Here is a 20,169-nt window from a genome sequence, read left to right as displayed (position 1 = left end):
GGCCGTGCCTGGTTGCTTGCGCAGTTCCCCGCGCCCCTTGGCGTCTGCCGGCGACCCTTTGTCTTCGGCTGCGGGTTTCTTCTTTGGTTGCTCGCGCAGTTCCTCGCGCCCCTTGAAGGGGGCCCCGCTGAGGGGGCTTTAGGGGCGCGGGGAACTGCGCGAGCAACCCCCGCGGCGCCGCAGACACACCACCACAGGCAGCCCCCAAACCCTCGCACCGCGCCGGCCCGCCTCAACGAGGCCCCGCCGAAGTGGCCCTCAGGGGCGCGGGGAACTGCGCGAACAGCCCCCGCGGCGCCGCAGACCAACCACCACAGGCAGCCCCCCCAGGTCCCCCAGGGGCGCGGGGAACTGCGCGAGCAACCCCCCGCCGCGCCGCAGACGAACCACCACAGGCAGCCCCCAAGTCCCCCAGGGGCGCGAGGAACTGCGCAGGATCAACCTCAGCGCACGCCGCCACGCCTAGGCAAGAACGTGAAGACCGCCCCGCCCAAAAGGATCACCGTGCCGGCCACCAGACCCAGCGCCCGCAACGCGCCATCGTGCTCCGCGCCCGTCTCCGCCAGACCGCCTCCGCCCGAGGAGGAACCGCCACCCGCGGCGGAGCCGCCCGCCGCAGAACCCCCCGACGCCGTACCCCCCGACGCCCCGCCCGGCAGGGCCTTCGTGTCGATCTCCAAGGAGACCTCACTCTTCGTCGGCGTACACGTCGTCGTCGTACCCAGCGCCTTCACCGTCAGGACGCCCGGCGACAGCGTCGACTTGCCGTCCGCGCCCGGCTTGTACGTGCCGGTCAGGTCGGAGATCGTCATCGGGTCACCGGACTTGATGGGGTCCTTGTTGGTCGGGCCCTCCACATGCACCGTGCCCTTGTCCGCGCCGCCCAGCTTGACCTCCATCGACGGCTTCACCGAGTCCGCCGGGATGTCGGCGGGGCTGTCCATGACGGCCTTCTTGAACTGGACCGTGAGTCCGTAACTCCCGCCGTCCTTCTTGGCGTTGATCTGGACCGGCGACGTGGCTTCCTTGTCGCCGATGGGCGTCTTGCACTTGTAGGGGGTCTGGACCTCCTTGCCCGGGAAGTCGGTCTGACCGTCCCCGCCCCCCGTGGTGCCACCCCCGGAGGTCCCGCCGCCCGGCGTTCCTCCGCCGGAGGTCCCGCCACCCGTGGTGCCCCCACCGGACGTGCCGCCGCCCGAGTTGCCCCCACCGGAGGCGCCCCCGCCCGACGTGCCGCCGGCCTCCGTCACCTTGATCGTCGCGCCCGCCTTCACCGACTCCTCGGGCTTGCACTTCGTGTCCGTGGAGATCGGCTTGCTGACGTTGATGTCGTACGCGTCCGGCGTGAGCGTCACCTCACCCGGTGCTGTCAGCTTCAGTTTGCCCTTCATGTCCGACAGGAGCATGGGGCTGTTCTTCTTGATGGGCGGATTCGTGCGCTCCCCCGCCATCGCGACGTCCCCGGTCTGGCCGCCGGCCACCTTCAGCGTGCCGGTCGGCTTCACCGTGTCCTTGTCGAGGTCGAGCACGTCCGGGTTGTTGGACGCGGCCTGCGTCGTCTTCCAGACGATGTCGACCTCGTCGCCGACCTTCGCCGTGGCGGGCGCGGTGATCTCCACCTTGGTCGTGCCGTGCACGGGCGGCAGACCGGAGATCGACGGGGGTATGCACTCCGTCTTGTAGGCCACTTCGGCGGCCTGCGCGGGGCCCGCGGCCAGCAGGATGCCCGCTCCGCCCAGCAGGAGCGCGACCGAGGTCGCGCCCGCTCTCCGTCGATGCGTGATCACGTGGTTCCTTTCGTCGGACTGTTGTCGGACGGTGCGGAGAGCCGGCCTGCGGGTGCGCCGGGGTCTGTGTCGGGGGTGAACCAGGGCAGCGGGGTCGCCGGCCCACCGGCGGCGGAGCCGCTCGTACCGGATCCGGCGGCACCGGACGACGTGGGCCCGCCCGCCCCCGCACCCGTACCCGTGTCCGTGCCCCCGAGAGCTTGCGTACGTGTCGTCGGCGCCGCGTGCGCCGCCCGCCGGTCCGCCGCCAGCGCCCCCTGCGGAAGCCTCAACTGCGGCAGGAGGCGGGCGAGTTCGGCCAGGCGGCCCGTGCGGTGCCGGCCCGCCCGCGCGGACCTGCGCCGGTTCGGGCGGAGCCGGTCGACGACCGCCATGCCGATGCGGAAGACAGCCGCGGGCACCACGACGCAGAGCAGGAGCCAGAAGACGGTCACGCCCCACGGGCGGCCCACGCCCCACGGCTGCTCGGCGAGGACCTTCCCGCCGAACTTCAGCGAGACCAGGTAATCGCCGTGCGCGCCCGCCGAGAGCTCCACCGGCAGCGTGATCCGCGCCTTCTTGCCCGGCGCGATGGTGCCGCGCCACTGTTGCTCCTCCCACTGCGGCGCGAACACGCCGTGTGAGGTGCCGACTTGGAAGACCGGGTCCTTGACGGGGGCCGAACCGACGTTGCCGACGGTGAACTCCAGCTTGCGCTGCGCCGGTGCGCCGAACCAGGTCAGAACCCCGCTGGAGCCTTCGAGCCCGGTGTCCGTCAGGACGGAGAGCCGCCCGCCTCCGGCCTGTTCGGGCAGCGCCTTCACGGGATGGCCCGCGACCTTCAGCACCGCGTCGACCTGCTGGGTGTCGCCCGTCACCGTGGCGACGTGGACCACGCAGGGGCAGGGCGCGGGCGGCTCCGCCACGGGGAGCTTCTTGCGGAAGGCGCCGGACTTGTCCGTGGTGACCGCGCGTCCTTCGGAGTTGGCGCAGGAGTTGGTGCCGCCGACGACGCCCTTGCCGGGCTCGGCCTGACCGCAGACGAGCATCATCAGCAGGGCATCGGGCCGCCACCCCGTGCCCTTGACGGTGACGGACCCGCCCTTGCCCGCCTGCGACGCGGAGAGCCGCACGGCGGGCCTGTCGTCGGCGGCCGCCGCGCGGGTCTGCGGCAGCAGCAGGAAGCCGAGCACGGCCAGCGCGGCAAGCACGGCGAGTACGGCGCCGGCCGCGGGACCGTCAGCGGGGCCGTCAGCGGGGCCGGGCCTGTTCTTCCCGTTCACAGTTCTTCTCCCGTCCCCGCTCGGGCCAACTCCCGCGCGCCGTTCTCCTGTTGGGCCTCCGGGTCCTGGTGGGCCTCCGGTTCGGGCTCTTCGGGGCGCCGCCGCCGTCTGCGTACGAGAGCGATGACGCCGCCCGCGGCACCGAGCAGCAGCGCGCCCACGCCCGCCACGGCGCCCCACGGCACGAGGCGGGCCGAGCCCGACGCAGTGTCCCTGGCGCCGCCCGCCGCCGTGGCCGTGAGCTCGACGTCGACCGCGTCGAACGCCGGGGCGTCCTTCCACGGCTCGGTCAGGGAGACGCGGCGGCCGGGCAGCAGCTCGACGGGCAGCGTCCGCGCGGGGCGGTCGAGGAGGGTGCCGAACAAACCCTCCGCGTGCACCGCGAGTCGCGGGGTCAGCACGGTGTTGCCCCGGTTGACCAGGCCGTACGTGATGCGGTCCGCGTCGGCGTCGAGTTTGACGCGCTCGACGGTGAGCGCAGAGAGCGTCGGCCCGCCCACCCGCAGGTGCACCCGCACGCCCACCGTGCGCCCGCCGCCGCTCGCGACGATCGCGCCCGGATGGTCGCCGGGCAGCGCGCCGGCGGGGACGGTCACCGTGAACGGCACCTCGGCGCGGGTCCGCGGCGGCACCGTCACCCGCCGGCGCGCGAAGGTGAGCCACGCCCCGGTCTCCTTCGGCCTGCCCTTGGCCGGGGTGACGGAGACCGCCCCGGACGCGGTGTTGTCCGCGTCCGCGCCCCGCAGCGAGACGGTGCGGGGCTTCGGCCCCGGGTTGGTGACGGACAGGGTGTCCTGGAGCACGGAGCCGGGGGTGCCCTCCGCGTAGAAGGCGGGCCGCCCGTCCTTCGCCGGCCGGGTGCCGCCGCCCGCGGAGGGCGCGACCGTCCACGGCGCGGAGCCGCCGCCGTCCGCGTGCGCGGGGGCCGCGCCGGCCGCCACCAGGGCGACGGCACACAGCACGGCCCGCGCGGCGGACCGCCTCGGCTGCCTCGGCCGCCCCGGCTGCTTGTGCTGCTTCGGCGGCATTGACGGCACCGACGGCTCGGGCGGCTTCGGCGGCTCGGGCGGCTTCGGCGGCATCGGCGGCTCCTGGTCCGGCGTACGCGGTCGGTCTTCTGCGCCTGCGGGGGCGTCGGCGGCGTCCGGGCGCGCTACCGCGTGCGTGCCGCCTGGTTCCTGCGGGTCAGCCAGAGCGCGCCGGCCGCACCGGCGAGCAGCACCGTGCCGCCGAGGGTGCCGAGCGCGACGGCGGAGTCCGCGGGTCCGGTCTGCGGGAGCTCCTCACCGCCGGAGGGAGCGTTGTTCGAGCCGCCGGAGGTGCCGGAGCCGCCGGTCCCGCCCGAGCCACCCGTCGTACCGCCGCTGCCGGAGTCGGAGCCGCCGGAGCCCTTCACGTCGAGTTCGAGGGAGGGCTTGGGGTTGTTGGACGGCGTGCACGTGGTGGTGGTGCCGAGCGCCTTGATGGTGAGGACGCCCGCGGTGAAGGTGACCTTGCCGCTCTTCTTGGGCGTGTACGTCCCCGACAAGTCACTGATCTTGATGGGGGTGTTGGCCGGGATCGCCGCGGAGTTCGGGGCTCCGGAGACCGGCACGGTGCCGCTGTCGGCCCCGCCCACCTTGATCACCGCGCTGGGCTTCATCGCGCCCTTGCCCAGCTCCACGGGGCTGGAGGAGACGCCCTTCTGGAAGGACATGGTGAGCTTGTAACCGCTGCCGCTCTTGACGCTCTTGATGTCGATCGGCGAGACCGCCCCCTTGTTCCCGATGGGCGTCTTGCACTGGTAGTTGACGTCCTGGACGGCGGCCTGCGCGGCGGGGGCGGCCATCAGCACCGCTGAACCGCCGGCCAGGGCGGCGGCAAGCGCGAGCGCGGCCGATTTCTTCGTGTGCGACACCTCGTTGTCCCCTCATGCCGGTCGTGGCGTGCCGCGGTGCGGAGTTACCTGTGTTACTGACGGCACATCAGATTGGGCGCTCAAGGTACGCCCGGGACCTTGCCGAGGGAAGACAAAGAACGCGCCGGATCCAGGTGATCCGGCGCGCGTACGAACCGTGGGTAACAGGGGCGGGCCCCGAGCGGGAGTCGACCCGAGAGGGAGCCGACCCTGGAGGGGTGGACCCAAGCGGGCGGGCCTAGGCGGGAGCGCCCAGTTCCGCCCACACCGTCTTGCCCAGGACCCCGGGGCTCCGCACGACGCCCCAGTCCAGGCAGAGCCGCTGGACGATGAACATGCCGTGGCCGCCGGGCCGGCCCGCGCGGTGCGGGGTGCGGGGCGTGGGCTCGCCCGTACCCCGGTCGGAGACCTCGATGCGCAGCACCTTGCCGTCGCAGGAGAGCCAGAGCTCGTCGGGGCCCTCGGCGTGCAGGCAGGCGTTGGTCACCAGCTCGGAGACGACCAGGAGCACGTCCTCTGCGGCGGCGCGCCGGTCGGCGCCCTCGGCGGGCAGCCAGCCCCACGCCTGGAGCGCCTGGCGGGTGTAGTCCCGGGCGAGCGGGACGATGCCGCTCTCCCCGGTCAGGCTGAGCCTGCGGACCTGGCGGCCCGCAGACGATCCGGAGACCCGGTCCGCGGGAGCGTCCGCGACTGCGGCCTCGGACTCCGGGCCGCGGTCGCCCGGCGAGTAAGGCCGGGTGGTGCTCATCAGCGCTTCACCTCACCGACAAGAGGACTGAGGACTCTGGATGGGAAGAGAACTCTGGACGAGTAGAGGACATCGGCTGCTTGCCGTTCTGACGATTGGCGTGAGGGTCCGTTGTCGACGGATCCAGGTCTCTCCTGCCCGGCCGAACCGTGAGAACACCCACTTGTTCCACACGGATCTTGTGACACCGGTAACGTCATGATCACACAGTGGCAACTGACGCATAACTTTCGCGTGCGGCCCCTGCGTCCTCACTCTCCGACGCCACCGGTTCACTCACCGAGAGCCTCGTCGAGTGTCGCGTGGACGGAGAAGACGGCCTCGGCACCGGTGATCTCGAAGACCCGGGCGACCACCGGCAGCATCCCGGCCAGGTGCACCCCGCCCCCCGCGGACTCGGCCTTGAGCCGCGCCCCGAGGAGGACATTGAGCCCCGTGGAGTCGCAGAACTCCAGCCGCGAGCAGTCGACGACCAGGCGCGCATAGCCCTCTTCCAGGCACTTCTCGAGTGGCTCGCGCAACACGTCGGCGGTGTGGTGATCCAGCTCACCCGCCGGGGTCACCACGGCACTGGTGCCCGTCTTTCGCACTTCGACCAGAAGCCGGCCCCTGTGCGCGCTGCCGACCGTCCCGCGGTCCATCGTCACTCTCTTCCGACCGTCGTAACTGTTGATGACGCCCCCGAACACTACGCCCTCACCACGCTCCCCGGTAGCCGAACATCGCCCCGAATTCGGACATTTCACCGCCTAACGCACTTGCGAGCGACGCGCGGAAGCGGGTAGGGGTAGTAGAGACAGCAATCGACACGGACGGCTTTGGAGGCGCCGCACACCGCAGTGCACGTATGGGCATCGGCAGCCATATGCCGAGAACGATGGAGGACACCCATGTCACCCCGGCTCGACGAATCGCATACTGACCAGGCGTCGTCGACACTTCCGCCGCACCGCTCCGCGACCACGATCCCGGACCCCGCCGACACGTCCCTGTCGGTTCCCGAGGCCGTGGCGGAGATCCACGAACTTCCCGAGCTCCCGGAGATCCCGCCGTACGCCACGGTGGGCCCGGTGGACGCGAGGGCCCTGTCCAAGACCCTCTTCGAGCGCGTCGAGTCGCTGGAAGAAGGCACGCACGAATACGCGTACGTCCGCAACACCCTGGTCGAACTGAACCTCGCCCTGGTGAAGTTCGCGGCCTCCCGGTTCCGCTCCCGCAGCGAGCCGATGGAGGACATCATCCAGGTCGGCACCATCGGCCTGATCAAGGCGATCGACCGCTTCGAGCTCAGCCGCGGCGTGGAGTTCCCCACCTTCGCGATGCCGACGATCGTCGGTGAGATCAAGCGCTTCTTCCGTGACACCAGCTGGTCGGTACGGGTTCCGCGCCGGCTGCAGGAGCTCCGACTGGACCTCGCCAAGGCGGGCGACGAGCTCGCCCAGCAGTTCGATCGCGCCCCCACGGTGGGCGAGCTCGCCGAGCGCCTGGGCATCTCCAACGACGAGGTCGTCGAGGGGATGGCCGCGTCCAACGCCTACACGGCGAGCTCCCTGGACGCGCAGCCCGAGGAGGACGACTCCGAAGGCGCGCTCGCGGACCGCATCGGGTACGAGGACCACGGCCTCGAAGGCATCGAGTACGTCGAGTCGCTGAAGCCGCTGATCGCCGAACTGCCGCCGCGCGACCGGAAGATCCTCTCGCTGCGTTTCGTCGCCAACATGACGCAGTCCGAGATAGGCGAGGAGCTGGGCATCTCCCAGATGCACGTCTCGCGCCTGCTCTCGCGCACGCTCGTCAAGCTCCGCAAGGGGCTGACGGTCGAGGAGTAGCAGTACGTCGCACTGTGCTTGAACGGCCTTGTGGGGCCCGCCTGTTGAAGACGGCGGGCCCCACAGTCGTTCCCCTGCCCGTCCCGCCCCGGCTCACACCCGGGCCAGGACCGCCGCCTTCGAGCGGGCCAGGACCACCCCGCCGAGGACCACGCCCCACCCGGCCAGGACGAGGAGCGGGCGCAGGGGGGGCGGGTCGGGGCCGCCGGGGGTGACCAGCGCGGCCAGTTGGTCGAGGCAGCGCGTCGGGAGGTAGTCCGCGGCGCGCCGCAACCCCGCGGGGAAGTCGTCGAGCGGGAACCAGAGGCCGCCGAGCAGCGCCAGCGGGAAGAAGACGCCGAGGCAGGTGAACTGCGCGGCCTCGCCGACCGCGACCAGGCCGACCGCCAGGCCCGCCACCACGAAGACGAGGCTGGCGCCCCAGATGACGGCGAGCGCGGCGAGCCAGTCGGCGGCGGGCATCGACACGTCGTTGACCAGCGCGCCGAGGGCGAAGACCACCACGGTCGCGGGGAGCGTGGCGAGCCACGCGGTGAGCGCCTTGGCGCCCAGGTAGGCGCGGGCGGAGAGCGGGGTCAGCAGGATCTGCCGGGCCCAGCCCTCGCCGCGCTCGGCGCCGAGCCGGATGCCCGCGCCGTTGAGCGCGCCGAAGAACGCGCCGGAGACCGACATGGAGAGCATGTAGTCGCGGGCGAAGTGCGGGCTGTCGGAGATCGCGTCGGAGGCCACCACGGTGAACATCAGGTAGAAGCCCGCGGAGAACAGCACCGAGAAGGTGAGGAAGTAGCCGCTGCGGATGAGGCACAGGGTGTCCAGCTTCGCGTAACGCAGCACGTCAGCGCTCCTCCTCGTCGAGCAGGGTGGCGACCGCGTCCTCCAGGGAGGCCGAGGTGAGCGTGAGGCGGCGCGGCACGGTGCCCTCCGCGCCGCCGGCCTTGGCGTAGAGCGCGGCGAGCGTCGCGTCGCTGTCGGTGGTGGTCAGGACGTGCGTGCCGTCGTCGCACTTCTCGGCCGTGCGGACCCCGGGCAGGCCGCGCAGCAGGCTGCCGGGCAGCGGCTCGTCCGTACGGAAGGAGATGCGGCTCTCGGTGAAGGCGGAGCGCAGGTCGCCGACGGTGGCGTCCGCGACGATCCGGCCGGCCCTGAGCACCACGACGCGGTCGGCGAACTTCTCCGCCTCGTGCAGGTAGTGGGTGGTGAAGAGCACCGTCGCGCCGTCCCTGGCCCGCTCGTTGAGGATCTCCCAGAAGCGGGCGCGGGCCGCCACGTCGAGGGCGACGGTGGGCTCGTCGAGGAAGAGCAGCTTCGGCAGCCCCGCGAGGGCGAGGCCGAGCCGCAGGCGCTGCCGCTCGCCGCCGGACAGCCGGGTCACCTGCCGGGTGCGCAACGGGCCGAGGCCGCACTCGTCCAGGACCTCGGCGGCGGTCCGCCGGCCGTACAACTCCGTGACCAGGGTGAGGAGTTCACCGACGCGCACGTTGCGCATCAGGCCGGACTCCTGCAGCATCGCGCCGAGTTCGCCGGCCGCGAGGGCGGGGCCCGGCGGGCCGCCGAGCACCTCGACGGTGCCGGCGCGCGGGCGCAGCAGGCCGAGCATGACGTGGGTCAGCGTCGTCTTGCCCGCGCCGTTGGCGCCGAGCAGCGCCACCCGCTCGCCGCGCCGCACGGCGAGGCTGACCCCGGACAGGGCGTGCACCTCGGATTCCTCGCGGCGCCGGGATGCTCCGCGGCGCCGGGACCCCCCGCGGCGCCGTACGACGTCGACCTCGCGCACGCGCACCAGCACCTCTGCCGCCGCCATCCTCGCCCCTCGCCGCTCGCCCCAATTCCCGACGTAACCGAGCCGCGCCAGAGTAGCAGTAGATCGTTTTCGTAAAGGTCCACCATCGCTTACCGATGACATTTGTCACCGGTAATTGATGACGCAACATCTGGAATCCTTCGTTGACAGCCGCGCTCCGCACTTCCAATACTTTGGGCACTTGTGCGGAACATTCCCGATTTACGTTCCGCGCCGCACCGATAAATGATCCGGGAGGTGAATTCACTTGAAGATCGAGAGCGTGATCGTCGTCGAGCACCGCAGTTCGGCCCTGCAGCCGGGCCTGGTGTCCGCGGCCGACGGCGCCGCCTTCGGTGTCGTGGTGCCCGGGGCGTCCTCCTGCTGCGCAGGCTGTACGTCCACGTCCTGCGGGGCCGTGGTGCGCCCGCTGGCGTGAGAGAAGGGGTGCCGGGCGCGAGGGTGTGGCCCGGCACCTCCACCCCGGAAGGAGAGAGGCGATCCGATGATTCCCAAACCCGTCATCATCAATGTGCCCGTCGACGACGTCGACGCCGGAATCGATTTCTACGAGAGTTTCCTCGGGCTCCGGCTCGCCCGCTCGCTCTCGCCCGACCAGATATCTTTCCACGCGCCGGTCTCCAGCGACGGGATACTCCTCACCGTCAACAAGCGGAATTTCCCGGGCGAGGGCGTGACACTGATGTTCGCCGTCGAGGACATCGACGCGGCGCTCGCCTCGTGGAAAGCGGCGGGCGGGACCGTCGTGGCCGGTCCCTATGACCTTCCGCTGCCCCGGAAGATCCGCGACGAGTTCCGCGATCAATTCCGGGACAGCCCCTTCTTCCGGGGCGAGGCGGGCGACTCGATGGGCCGGGGCGCGAGCCTGCACGACGCCGAGGGCAACCGGATGGGGATCGTCGAGCTCAGCGAGTGGGCGCACGCGACGTTCGCCCTCGGCGCGTACGCGCGTCCGGTCACCGCGGAGCAGCTCAAGGACCAGTCCATCGCGCTCGCCCGCCGGGTGCCGGCCACCACCGAGATGTTCGACGCCAACGATCCGGCCGACGCGGCCGACGACTGAAGCCGACGTCTGAAGCGGCACCGGTCAGGAGGGCCCACCGCATGAACGAGGATTCCGGTCTCACCCAGTTCAGCCTCGGCATCAACGCCTACCGCGTCCTGGCACCCGAGGCGCGGGCGGTGGGTGTGCGCACCCACCAGCTCCGGTTCGACAACCTGGGCGCCGAACCGGCCGGCCCCGCCGGCAGCCGGGTCGCCGAGGAGTTCCTCGCCGCGGGCCGGTTGCGGGCCCACGACCGCGAAGGCGCCCTGTCCGCTTCGGACTACTTCGGCGACGCCATGGTCACCACCCTCGCCCAGCTCGACGACGACCCCGTCGCCGCCCACCAGCGCACCGAACTCCCGCCGTCCGTCGCGGCCACCATGGAGCTCGGCGAGGCCCTGATGCGGCGGCGCAGCGTACGCCGTTACAGCGGGGATCCGATCGCCGCGGCCGAGCTGGCGACCGTGCTGCGCCTTGCCGACGGGCTCACCGCGGAGGCCGACGTGGAGCTGCTGCGCGGCGGCCACGAGACGTTCCGCTTCCGTACGGCGCCCAGCGGGGGCGGTCTCTTCCCGGTGGCCCTGCACGTGGTCGCGCTCGACGTCACCGGCCTGGACACGGGCGTCTACCGCTACCAGCCGGTGCGCGACGTACTGGTCCGCGAGGACGGCCGGGCCGGCGTCGACCGCGTACTCGACGCCTTCACGACGCCCGGCACGGCGATCGCCTTCGACACCGCGGCGGCGCTCGTCGTCATGGTGGCGAGCCCCTGGCGGAGCATGCGCAAGTACGGGCCGCGCGGCCTGCGTTTCGTCCTGCACGAGGCCGGTGCCATCGCGCAGAACATGCATCTCGCGGTGACCTCGCTCGGCCTCGGCTCGACCGACTGCGCCAGCTTCGTCGACGACGAGCTGCACGCGGCGCTCGACATCGACGGGGTGCTGCGGGCGGCCGTGCACGCGGTGGTCCTGGGGAGGCTGGAGTGAAGGGTTACGCCGAGGGCGCCGACCGGGACCTCCTCGTCTATCTGCACATCCCGTTCTGCCGCTCCAAGTGCCACTTCTGCGACTGGGTGACGGAGGTCCCCACCGCCGAACTGCTGCTCACCGAGACCGACCAGCCGCGCCTGCGGTACATCGACGCCCTCTGCCGTGAACTCATCGAGCGGGGCGCGGCGTTGGGGGCCGCGGGCTACCGGCCGACCATCCTGTACTGGGGCGGCGGCACCGCGTCCATCCTCACCCTGGAGGAGATCGGGAAGGTGGGCGCGGCCCTGCACGCCGCGTTCCCGCTCCGCGACGGGCTGCGCGAGGCGACGATCGAGTGCAGCCCCGAGACCCTCGACCCGGCGAAGCTCGCCGCCTTCCGCGAGGTCGGCTTCACCCGGCTGAGCAGCGGCGTGCAGTCCTTCGACGACAGCCGGCTGCGCACCCTGGGCCGCAGCCACGACGCGGACCGGGCCCGCCGCATCGTCCAGGAGGCGTCCGACGCCGGGTTCGAGGACATCAGCATCGACCTGATCTGCGGCTTCCCCGGCCAGCCGCCGTCCGAGACCCGCGACGCCGTGCGCACCGCCCTCGACCTGCCCCTCACCCATGTCGCGCTCTACCCCTACCGGCCCGCGCACGGCACCGTGATGCGCCGCCAACTGGGCCGCGGCAACCGGCACATCGACCGCGACGAACAGAAGCGCGGGTACGCCGTGGGCGCCGAACTGCTCGTCGACGCGGGCTTTCCGGAGTACGCGATGAGCCACTTCGGGACTCCGGACCACCTCTGCCACAGCGACCTCGCCTACTTCCAGCTGCGCTCGGACTGGGCGGGCTTCGGCTCCGGCGCCACCTCGGTGCTCGGCGGCCGCTACCTCGCGCACGCCCGCGGCCGGCTCCTCGACTACAACCGCGACCCGTTCGCCTTCGACGAGGAGTACGACCTTGCCTCGCCCGCCATCGCGCCCCGGCTGCTCTACCAGTCCCTCACCACGTACGAGGGGGCCCGCAGGCAGTGGTGGGAGCGGCGCACCGGGCGCCCCTTCGACGAGGTGATGGACCAGCGGGCCTGCCGCACCCTCCTGGACTTCTTCGCCTCCGTCACCACCGTGGAGCGCGACGAGGACGGGCTGCGGCTGCCTCCCGGCGACATCGCCGACGCCTTCATCGAGCTGCAGTACCTGAACGCGCCCCGGCAGGGGCGCACCGACCTGTCCGTGACTGCCGCCGCACTCATGGGCTGACCCGACCGGGAGGAGAAGTCCGTGCCCACGCGACGCACCAGCCGCACCGTGCGCATCAAGTCCGTCTATTCGGTGGTCCCGCACGACCGCGACACGGTGGAACTGCGCTCCGGCGTATGGAATCCGCAGTCCATCACGCTCGTCGACCACAGCGGCGCGGGCCGCCTCAGCACCCTCGTCAGCGGGCTCGACGGCACCAGGGACCGGGCCGAACTCGCCAAGGAGGCCGGCGTCACCCGGACCGAACTGGAAGCCCTGATCGACCACTTGGACCAGCTGGCCGTCCTGGAGCACGGCCCCTCCAGCGCGCTCGACGCGTTCCTCGACCGCACGGCGAGCGGACGCGTGGAGCGGGCCACGCTGCCCGACGTACGCGTCCTCGGCGGCGCGGCGGCGGCGCGGGTGTCCGGGCTGCTCGGCGCGCACGAGCAGCTCACCGTCGGCGCGCCCGGCGCCCACGCCGAGCAGCTGCGGCTCCTCGACGACTGCCCGCTCGACGTCCTGGAGGACGGCCTGGCCTTCGAGCGGTTCGTGGAACACTTCGAGGACTGGCGCGGCAGCCTCCTCGTCCACGTCGCCGACACGGTGCACCCGCTGCGGCTCGCCGTCCTGAACCGCGTCGCGCTCGCGCTCGGCACGCCGTGGATCCAGGCGGCGCTGGACGGCCCGCTGCTCCTGGTCGGCCCGACCTTCGTGCCCCACAGCACGGCCTGCTTCACCTGCTTCGAGACCCGCGTCGTGATGAACCTGCGCGAGGGCGCCGCCTACCAGCGCTACAAGAAGGCGCTGGCCGGCGCCGAAGGACCGGGCGCGGAGCACGGCGACGGCGGCACCGGCGTCCTCTCCTCGCTGCTCGCCTCGCACACCGCACTCGAAGCGCTGAACATGGCGGTCACCGGCATGACCAGCACGGTCGGCAAGGTGCTCGGCGTCTATCTGCCGTCGATGGAGATGGTCTACTCCGAGGTGCTCAGGCTGCCCGGCTGCCCCTCCTGCGGCGCGGTGCCCGAACGCGACGGCACCGAGGTGTACTTCGACGTCAGGCGGTGGGTCGATGCCTGAGCTGCGCACCGCGTCGGGGCTCCGCGTGGTCGAGCCGCCCGACGTCCAGACCCGGCGCCTGCGCCGCCGCATGCACGCGCCGCTGTGCGGGCTCATGCCCCAGCTCGGCTTCCTCACCCGGCCCCGGTACGCGCCCCGCCTCATGGTCTCCGGCGGCGACCTGACCGGCGTGCACGTGCTGCGCGACCAGCCCCGGCCGAAGCTGGGCAGCTACCACATCGGTGGCTACGGCGTGCGCCCGTACGAGTCGCACATCCGCACCCTGGGCGAGGTCGTGGAGCGCTACGCCGGGTACGTGGCCGCCGTCAGCGAGGCGTTCCCGGTCCGGTTCACCGCCGAGGCGGAACTCGCCGACGAGCCGCACTTCCCGGTGAGCTCCTATCTCCCGTACACCGACGAGCAGTTGGCGGGCGAGGGCTTCCCCTTCCGGCGCCCGCTCCCCGGTGACCCGCTGGGCTGGAGCCGCTTCACCTGTCTGCGCGACGGTACGGACACCTGGGTGCCGGCCCAGCTGACCACCGTCGGCTATGTGATCCGCGACGCGGAGGGCGAGCCCTGGGTGCAGCCGGCCGTCACCACCGGCACCGCCGCGCACACCGACCCGCACAAGGCGGCCCTCGGCGCGCTCCAGGAGATGGTGCAGATCGACGCGGCCGTCGGCCACTGGTACGGCGGGACCAGGTCGGTGCGGATCCGGCCCGGCGCGCGCTGCGCGGCGCTGTTCCGGCTCGTCGACCGGCACTGTCATCCGCTGGGCGGGCGGCCCGAGTTCCATCTGCTGCCCAGCGCCGACCTGCCCGGCTTCACCGTCGCCTGTCTGATCCGCGAACCCGGTGGCCAGATCCCGGCGGTCGCCGTCGGCCTCGGCGCCGACGTGTCCCTGGAGTCGGCCCTGTACAAGGCGTTTCTGGAGGGCGTGGGGGTGCGGGCGCTGGCGACCTGGACGAGCGTGCAGGACCACGCGACGGGTACCGGAGGCTCCGGCACCGCGGGCGGTGACGAGGCCATCTTCGACCTGGAGAGCAACGTCGTCCTCGCCGCGTCCGCCAAGGGCGCCCGCGTGGTCGAGGCGCGCTACGGCGACTGCGACGAGGCCGGCGCCGACGAGCTGCCGCCCGACCCGGTGGCCGTCGCCCCCGAAACCTCCGTACGCGCCCTCGTCCGCGCCTTCCACGACACGGACAAGCGCCTCTACTGCGGCGACCTCACCACCGTCGACGCCGCCGAACTCGGCTTCGTCGTCGCCCGGTTCTGGAGCCCCGACCTGCTCACGCTGCCGCTGCCCAGCGCGCCGACGGCGGCCCATCCCCGGTTCGGGGCGTACGGAGGGTTCCGGCGGCATGCCCCTCATCCGTTCCCCTGAACCGGCCGGTGAGCTGTCCGGTGAACTGGCCGCTGAACTGACCGGCTTCGTACCGGCCGACACCCGTCCGCTGCTCGCCGCCACCGTGGTGGTCCTCGGCCTCGCGTCGATGACCGTCGCCGCCCATCTGCACACCCGCTGGGCGGGCCTGCGCCGGCTGCCGATGCTCGGCCTGCACCTCGGGGTGTGCGCGCTGACGGTGCTCGGTGGCGCCGCGCTGCTCGGCACCGGCGTCCTGCGTCCGGTGCGGGACGCGGGCTGGGCGGGGCTCGTCGCGGGGCTGCTGCTCGGCCCGGCCGTGGGGTACGCGGCGACCGGCGCCGACCGATCCGTGACCCGCTGGTGGGGGCGGCGTGCCGGGCACGCCGTACGGGACGACCGGCCGGTGGCGCTCCGGTCGGGGCACGCGCGGCCCGCCGGGGTCGCGGTCGGCGGCGCCGCTCCGGCCGGGCGGCGCACCGGGCTCATCGAGGCGCGCAACGACTTCGCGCCGACCTCGGCGGACCTGCGGGTCCACCTTCCGCTGCTGCTCGCGGTGGCGGCGGCCGAGGAACTCGTCTACCGGGGCGTGCTGTTGGGCCTCGCCCTGCGCGCGGGCCCGGCGGTCGTGGTGGCGGGCGCGGTGCTCGGCGTCCAGCTCGTCTTCGCCGTGTCCCACGTCTTCTTCGGCTGGGGCCAGGTGCTGTCCAAGCTGCCGCTGGCCGCGCTGTGCACGGCGGCCGTGCTGCTCACCGGGACGGTGCTGCCCGCCGTGACCGGGCACGCGCTGTTCAACCTGCTGGTCTGGCGCTACCACCGGGCACGCCCCTCGGCGGTTCGCAGGACCGGCCCATGAGTACGCCGCTGCGCGTCCTCGTCCTGGTCACCGTCGTGATCGTCTACTACTGGCTGGGCAAGGCCCTGTTGTTCCGCGCCGTGCGCCGGCTCGCGGCCGTGACCCGGGTCGGCCCCGCCCGCTGGGGCACCGCCCAGCGCGCGGACGTCTTCGAGCTGGCGGCGGCGGGGGCGAGCCACGTCGTGGTGGTGGCGGTGCTTCTCGCCGTGAGCGGCATCGGTCCCGGCATCCTGGTCGGCGGTCTGGGCCGGCCGGAGCTGCTCGCCCTGGGCGCGCTCCTCGGCGTCGGCGAACTGGCCATCGGGTCGCTGCTCTGCCGGGCGCTGATCGAGGTGCGGTTGGCGGGAGGCGGGGGTGGGGGTGGGGGGTCTGTCCGGTCGCGGGCCCGCGAGGATCACGGGATGTCCCTGCGCTCCTGGCTGGGGCGTTCGCGCGGCGGATGGATCCGGCACCACCTCACGGCCCTGAAGGTGCTGCCGCTGTGGGCGGCGCTCGGCCTCACCGGGGTCCAAGTCGCCTCCGAGGAACTGGTGTTCCGCGGTATCGCCCTGACCTGGCTGCGCGACGCGGGCCCCGCGGTCGCGCTCACCACGTCCATCGTGCTGTTCGTCGTCATGCAGGCGTTCTTCATGTCCTCCTGGCGGGGGGCGATGTTCCCCGTCGTGGGCGGCGTGGTGATGGGGGTCGTGCACGGCCTGGTGTTCTGGGCGGTGCCGGATGTGGCGCCGCTGGTGGTGGCCCACGTCGTGTTCTTCGTCTTCGCCGTCATCTAGGTCACCGGGTCACCCAGGTCACCCAGGTCATCCAGCATTCGAAGCAAGGAAAAGGGGCACATCCACCATGGAACTGGAGCACGGTCTGTCGTTCCTGCCCGACGCCGAACACCACGGGCTGCCCGCGCCGGAGTACTTCCGGACCCTGCTCGATCTCAGCCGGTACGCCGACGAGGCCGGGCTCAGCCATGTGAAGATCACGGAGCACTATCTGCGCGCGTACGGCGGTTACTGTCCGAGCCCGCTGGCGTTCCTGGCGGGCGTCGCCGCCGTGACCAGCCGGGTGCGGCTGATGACCGGCTGCGTGCTGCCGGTCTTCCACCATCCCCTCCAACTCGCCTCGGAGGCGGCGATGGTGGACGCGCTCAGCGACGGCCGGCTCGACGTCGGGTTCGCGCGGGCCTATCTGCCGTACGAGTTCGAGGCGTTCGAGGTGCCGATGGACGGCAGCCGTGAACGGTTCGTCGCCACGGTGGACGCCGTGCGGCGCCTGTGGACGGAGGAGAAGGTCACGGTCGACACGCCGTTCTTCCGGTTCGCGGAGGCGACGGCGCTGCCGCGGCCTGTGCAGGTCCCGCATCCGCCGACGTGGATAGCGGCGGTGCGCTCCCGGTCGAGTTTCGCCTGGGCGGGCGAGCAGGGGCACGGCCTTCTGGTGACGCCGGCGTTGACTCCGCTGGAGGAGATGGCCGACCACATCGCGGTCTACCGGGAGAGCTTCGAGCAGGCCGGGCACGGGGGCGGGGGCGAGCGTTCGCGGGTGCTGGCGAGCCTGCCGTTGTACGTCGGTGTGGACGACCGCGAGGCGTTCGCGACGGCGGATCCGTTGCTCGCCCACTACCTGCGGGTGTGGGCCGAGTCGACCGACGCGTGGACGTCGACGGTGTCGTCGGACTACCGCGGCTATACGGGCATGAGCCGGGCGATCCGCGCGATGACCCCCGAGTCGTTCCGCACGCTGGGCGGGGCGGTCGTGGGCGGCCCACGCCGGGTGACGGACCGCGTCGCCCAGATCGCCGAGATCCTCGGCGTGGACGGCTTCCTGTGGCAGGTGGACTTCGGGGCGGTGGGTGGGGTGGTGGCGCGGGCGAGTGTGGAGCGGTTGTGCGCGGACGTGCTGCCTGAACTGGCGTCGGGGGGTTGGGGCCCGACGCCGTCGGTGGGCCGGTGACGTCGATTCTCACCGGGCCCGCCCGGGTGCGAGGCCGGCGGACAACTCCGCGCCACCCGGAGGTGACCCTTCGCTGGCCCGGTACCTTCGATTCTTACCGGGGCCACCCAGATGTGAGGCCGGCGGGCAACACCGCGACACCCAGAGGTGACCCCTTCGCTGGCCCGGCACCTTCGATTCTTACCGGGGCCGCCCGGGGTTTTGCGAAGTGTGGCGCCTCCGGGCCGGCAGTAAAGGGCGCCCTACGGGCGTCGGCTTCGCCGATTCCGCTCCGCTCCACCCTTGACTCCCGTCCCTCCACCGCGACTTGACCTTCGACCCGGACGGCCAGGGGTGGGGCCGGCGGGGTCTGGGGGTTGGGTCATCACGTTTCGCTGCCGGGTGCGGACCGGTCCAACGTGGGCGGAGGCCACGGTGCGAGCTCGGCCCACGGCCGGTGTGGTCGGGTCATCAGCTTTCGCCGCCGGGTGCGGCCCCGTCCATCGTGCGCCGAGGCCACGGTGCGAGCTCGGCCACCCCAGCGACCTCGCCGCTCGGGTCATCACCTTTCATCGCCGGGTGCGGACCGGCCCATCGTCGGCAGGTGTCACCTTCGATGCGCTGCCCGGGGCAGGGGCCTGCCGTCCCGGCGCCTGTCACCTACTTTGGGAAAGTTGCGAATGAATATGCCGCGCGCCCCCCTGTCACGCTCCAAGCGCCCCCCGGAATCGTTCCATCCGCCGAAGGAAATGGGGTGGGTGGGTTCTCTGCAGGCTGTGGAAATCGTGGGACTGGTGGGTTCTCGTGGCACATGAGGTGTGTGGGGCGGATGGGGTCGGTGGGGCCGCCGGGCTGGGTGGATGGGCCGGACCCTGTGATCGAGCACCTGCTGGGCGGCGCGCGGGGCGTGGCAGGGGGGCGCGCGGGGATCTGATTCGCAACTTTCCCAAAGTAGGTGCCAGACCCCCAGCGCCACGGTCCGCATCGGTAGCTCGACACGCACTCCGACTCTGACGCCCACCCACGATGAGCCGCCCCGCACCCGGCAACGCGAGTCCACGATCCGAGCCGCGAGGCCGCCGGGTTGGCCGCGCACGCACGTGGCCCGCACCCACGATGGGCCGGGCCGCACCCGGCCGCGAGAGGTGATGACCCGAGCGGCGAGGCCGCGTTGACGGCGGAGCTTCGCCCCTGGCATCCGCCCGCGATGGGCCGGGCCGCACCGGGCCGCGCGAGCTGATGGCCCGAGCATCGTGGCCGCGTGGACGGCCGAGCCTCGCCCCTGACGCCCGCCCACGATGGGCCGGGCCGCACCCGGCCGCGCGAGCTGATGGCCCGAGCATCGTGGCCGCGTGGACGGCCGAGCCTCGCACCTGACGCCCGCCCACGATGGGCCGGGCCGCACCCGGCCGCGCGAGGTGATGACCCGAGCGGGGAGGCCGCTGGGGTGGCCGGGCACGCACCGTGGCCTGCGCCCACGATGGTCCGGTCCGCACTCGGCAGCGAGAGCCGATGACCCGACCGGGCTGGCCGTGGGCCGAGCGCGCACCGGGGCCTCCGCCCACGATGGACCGGTCCGCACCCGGCGGCGAAAGGCGAGGACCCGACCACACCGGCCGTGGGCCGAGCTCGCACCGGGGCGCCCGCTCACGATGGACCGGTCCGCACCCGGCAGCGAAAGCCGATGACCCATCCCAGCGAGTCCGCCGCCTCACCCCTGGCCGTCCGGGTCGAAAGTCAAGTCGCGGTGGAGGGACGGGAGTCAAGGGTGGAGCGCAGCGGAATCGGCGAAGCCGACGCCCGAAGGGCTCCCTTTACTTCCGGCCCGGAACCGCCACACTCCGCAAAACCCCGGGCGGCCCCGCCCACCGGCAAAGGCACCGGCCCACCGAAGCGTGACCTCCAGGCCCCACCCCTACCATGGCCCCCGCCCACGATGGACCGGACCGCACCCGGCCGCGAAAGCCGATGACCCGACCACACCGGCCGTGGGCCGAGCACGCACCGTAGCCTCGGCGCACGATGGACCGGGCCGCACCCGGCAGCGAAACGTGATGACCCAACCCCCAGACCCCGTCGGCCCCACCCCTGGCCGTCCGGGTCGAAAGTCAACGTGCGGTGGAGGGACGGGAGTCAAGGGTGGAGCGCAGCGGAATCGGCGAAGCCGACGCCCGAAGGGCTCCCTTTACTGCCGGCCCGGAACCGCCACACTCCGCAAAACCCCGGGCGGCCCCGGTGACCAGCAAAGGCACCGGGCCAGCGAAGGGTGCCTCCAGGCCCCACCCTTACCGTGGCCCCCGCCCACGATGGGCAGAGGCGCCCGCCACCCCCACCCCCGGCCGCCCGGGTCGAAGGTCGACGTGCGGTGGAGGGGTGGGAGTCAC

At 72.5% G+C, this 20,169-nt stretch carries 18 protein-coding genes; 10 read left to right on the top strand and 8 right to left on the bottom strand.

The window, feature by feature from the left end; all coding sequences use genetic code 11:
• Nucleotides 1-443: 443 nt before the first annotated feature.
• The 6 genes from ACFYO9_RS23545 to ACFYO9_RS23520 all read right to left on the bottom strand — a co-directional run bounded on the left by ACFYO9_RS23545 (nucleotide 444) and on the right by ACFYO9_RS23520 (nucleotide 6,335).
• A complete protein-coding gene (locus tag ACFYO9_RS23545) occupies nucleotides 444-1,784 on the bottom strand; it encodes a hypothetical protein (protein ID WP_358776320.1) in 1,341 nt (446 codons plus the stop codon).
• Entirely contained in the window at nucleotides 1,784-2,977 is a 1,194-nt protein-coding gene (locus tag ACFYO9_RS23540; protein ID WP_358776322.1) for a hypothetical protein, read from the bottom strand. The genes ACFYO9_RS23545 and ACFYO9_RS23540 overlap by 1 nt, the downstream gene beginning before the upstream one ends.
• 68 nt (nucleotides 2,978-3,045) lie before the next feature.
• Nucleotides 3,046-4,131, bottom strand: coding sequence for a hypothetical protein (locus tag ACFYO9_RS23535; RefSeq protein ID WP_358776196.1), 1,086 nt, complete (start codon nucleotides 4,129-4,131; stop codon nucleotides 3,046-3,048).
• A gap of 71 nt (nucleotides 4,132-4,202) precedes the next feature.
• Nucleotides 4,203-4,946 carry an LPXTG cell wall anchor domain-containing protein gene (locus ACFYO9_RS23530; protein WP_355807268.1) on the bottom strand — a complete coding sequence of 248 codons (744 nt, stop codon included), beginning with the start codon at nucleotides 4,944-4,946 and terminating at the stop codon, nucleotides 4,203-4,205.
• A gap of 238 nt (nucleotides 4,947-5,184) precedes the next feature.
• A complete protein-coding gene (locus ACFYO9_RS23525) occupies nucleotides 5,185-5,694 on the bottom strand; it encodes an ATP-binding protein (RefSeq protein WP_358776199.1) in 510 nt (169 codons plus the stop codon).
• 272 nt (nucleotides 5,695-5,966) lie between these two features.
• Nucleotides 5,967-6,335, bottom strand: coding sequence for an STAS domain-containing protein (locus tag ACFYO9_RS23520; protein WP_355807272.1), 369 nt, complete (start codon nucleotides 6,333-6,335; stop codon nucleotides 5,967-5,969).
• Between the two features lie 249 nt (nucleotides 6,336-6,584).
• On the opposite strand from ACFYO9_RS23520, the gene ACFYO9_RS23515 reads away from it, so the two are divergent.
• Nucleotides 6,585-7,523, top strand: a complete 939-nt coding sequence (locus ACFYO9_RS23515; protein WP_358776200.1) for an RNA polymerase sigma factor SigF — start codon at nucleotides 6,585-6,587, stop codon at nucleotides 7,521-7,523.
• A 93-nt stretch (nucleotides 7,524-7,616) separates the two neighbouring features.
• Here ACFYO9_RS23515 and ACFYO9_RS23510 read toward each other — a convergent pair whose 3' ends face one another.
• Nucleotides 7,617-8,357 carry an ABC transporter permease gene (locus ACFYO9_RS23510; protein ID WP_355807276.1) on the bottom strand — a complete coding sequence of 247 codons (741 nt, stop codon included), beginning with the start codon at nucleotides 8,355-8,357 and terminating at the stop codon, nucleotides 7,617-7,619.
• A gap of 1 nt (nucleotide 8,358) precedes the next feature.
• Entirely contained in the window at nucleotides 8,359-9,324 is a 966-nt protein-coding gene (locus tag ACFYO9_RS23505; RefSeq protein ID WP_358776203.1) for an ABC transporter ATP-binding protein, read from the bottom strand.
• A 247-nt stretch (nucleotides 9,325-9,571) separates the two neighbouring features.
• Between ACFYO9_RS23505 and ACFYO9_RS23500 the strand changes: the two genes are divergently transcribed.
• From ACFYO9_RS23500 to ACFYO9_RS23460, 9 genes are all read left to right on the top strand, one after another.
• On the top strand, nucleotides 9,572-9,742 hold the full coding sequence (locus tag ACFYO9_RS23500) for a hypothetical protein (protein ID WP_157877838.1): 171 nt from the start codon (nucleotides 9,572-9,574) through the stop codon (nucleotides 9,740-9,742).
• Between the two features lie 66 nt (nucleotides 9,743-9,808).
• Complete coding sequence (locus tag ACFYO9_RS23495) at nucleotides 9,809-10,387, top strand: VOC family protein (RefSeq protein WP_358776205.1); 579 nt, start codon at nucleotides 9,809-9,811, stop codon at nucleotides 10,385-10,387.
• A 41-nt stretch (nucleotides 10,388-10,428) separates the two neighbouring features.
• Nucleotides 10,429-11,355 (top strand): SagB/ThcOx family dehydrogenase, encoded by a 927-nt coding sequence (locus tag ACFYO9_RS23490; RefSeq protein WP_358776207.1) that lies wholly within the window; start codon nucleotides 10,429-10,431, stop codon nucleotides 11,353-11,355.
• Nucleotides 11,352-12,602, top strand: coding sequence for a coproporphyrinogen-III oxidase family protein (locus tag ACFYO9_RS23485; protein WP_358776209.1), 1,251 nt, complete (start codon nucleotides 11,352-11,354; stop codon nucleotides 12,600-12,602). Before ACFYO9_RS23490 ends, ACFYO9_RS23485 begins: the two co-directional genes overlap by 4 nt.
• A 21-nt stretch (nucleotides 12,603-12,623) precedes the next feature.
• Nucleotides 12,624-13,664, top strand: coding sequence for a TOMM precursor leader peptide-binding protein (locus ACFYO9_RS23480; RefSeq protein ID WP_358776211.1), 1,041 nt, complete (start codon nucleotides 12,624-12,626; stop codon nucleotides 13,662-13,664).
• Nucleotides 13,657-15,027, top strand: a complete 1,371-nt coding sequence (locus ACFYO9_RS23475) for a YcaO-like family protein (protein ID WP_358776212.1) — start codon at nucleotides 13,657-13,659, stop codon at nucleotides 15,025-15,027. The genes ACFYO9_RS23480 and ACFYO9_RS23475 overlap by 8 nt, the downstream gene beginning before the upstream one ends.
• Entirely contained in the window at nucleotides 15,005-15,862 is an 858-nt protein-coding gene (locus ACFYO9_RS23470; RefSeq protein ID WP_358776214.1) for a CPBP family intramembrane glutamic endopeptidase, read from the top strand. Before ACFYO9_RS23475 ends, ACFYO9_RS23470 begins: the two co-directional genes overlap by 23 nt.
• Entirely contained in the window at nucleotides 15,859-16,635 is a 777-nt protein-coding gene (locus ACFYO9_RS23465; protein ID WP_358776216.1) for a type II CAAX prenyl endopeptidase Rce1 family protein, read from the top strand. The genes ACFYO9_RS23470 and ACFYO9_RS23465 overlap by 4 nt, the downstream gene beginning before the upstream one ends.
• 67 nt (nucleotides 16,636-16,702) lie before the next feature.
• Entirely contained in the window at nucleotides 16,703-17,806 is a 1,104-nt protein-coding gene (locus ACFYO9_RS23460; protein ID WP_358776218.1) for an LLM class flavin-dependent oxidoreductase, read from the top strand.
• Nucleotides 17,807-20,169 lie beyond the last annotated feature (2,363 nt).

The organism is Streptomyces sp. NPDC005863 (assembly GCF_042871345.1).
Taxonomy (GTDB): Bacteria; Actinomycetota; Actinomycetes; order Streptomycetales; family Streptomycetaceae; genus Streptomyces.
Note: the sequence above shows the minus strand (reverse complement) of the source record. Positions and strands in the feature narration are given on the sequence as shown.

Coding starts and splice junctions, on each gene's coding strand:
- ACFYO9_RS23520 (WP_355807272.1), bottom strand. CDS start 6,335: ATGGACCGCGGGACGGTCGGCAGCGCGCACAGGGGCCGGCTTCTGGTC.
- ACFYO9_RS23535 (WP_358776196.1), bottom strand. CDS start 4,131: ATGCCGCCGAAGCCGCCCGAGCCGCCGAAGCCGCCCGAGCCGTCGGTG.
- ACFYO9_RS23525 (WP_358776199.1), bottom strand. CDS start 5,694: ATGAGCACCACCCGGCCTTACTCGCCGGGCGACCGCGGCCCGGAGTCC.
- ACFYO9_RS23460 (WP_358776218.1), top strand. CDS start 16,703: ATGGAACTGGAGCACGGTCTGTCGTTCCTGCCCGACGCCGAACACCAC.
- ACFYO9_RS23495 (WP_358776205.1), top strand. CDS start 9,809: ATGATTCCCAAACCCGTCATCATCAATGTGCCCGTCGACGACGTCGAC.
- ACFYO9_RS23505 (WP_358776203.1), bottom strand. CDS start 9,324: ATGGCGGCGGCAGAGGTGCTGGTGCGCGTGCGCGAGGTCGACGTCGTA.
- ACFYO9_RS23470 (WP_358776214.1), top strand. CDS start 15,005: ATGCCCCTCATCCGTTCCCCTGAACCGGCCGGTGAGCTGTCCGGTGAA.
- ACFYO9_RS23465 (WP_358776216.1), top strand. CDS start 15,859: ATGAGTACGCCGCTGCGCGTCCTCGTCCTGGTCACCGTCGTGATCGTC.
- ACFYO9_RS23490 (WP_358776207.1), top strand. CDS start 10,429: ATGAACGAGGATTCCGGTCTCACCCAGTTCAGCCTCGGCATCAACGCC.
- ACFYO9_RS23515 (WP_358776200.1), top strand. CDS start 6,585: ATGTCACCCCGGCTCGACGAATCGCATACTGACCAGGCGTCGTCGACA.
- ACFYO9_RS23475 (WP_358776212.1), top strand. CDS start 13,657: ATGCCTGAGCTGCGCACCGCGTCGGGGCTCCGCGTGGTCGAGCCGCCC.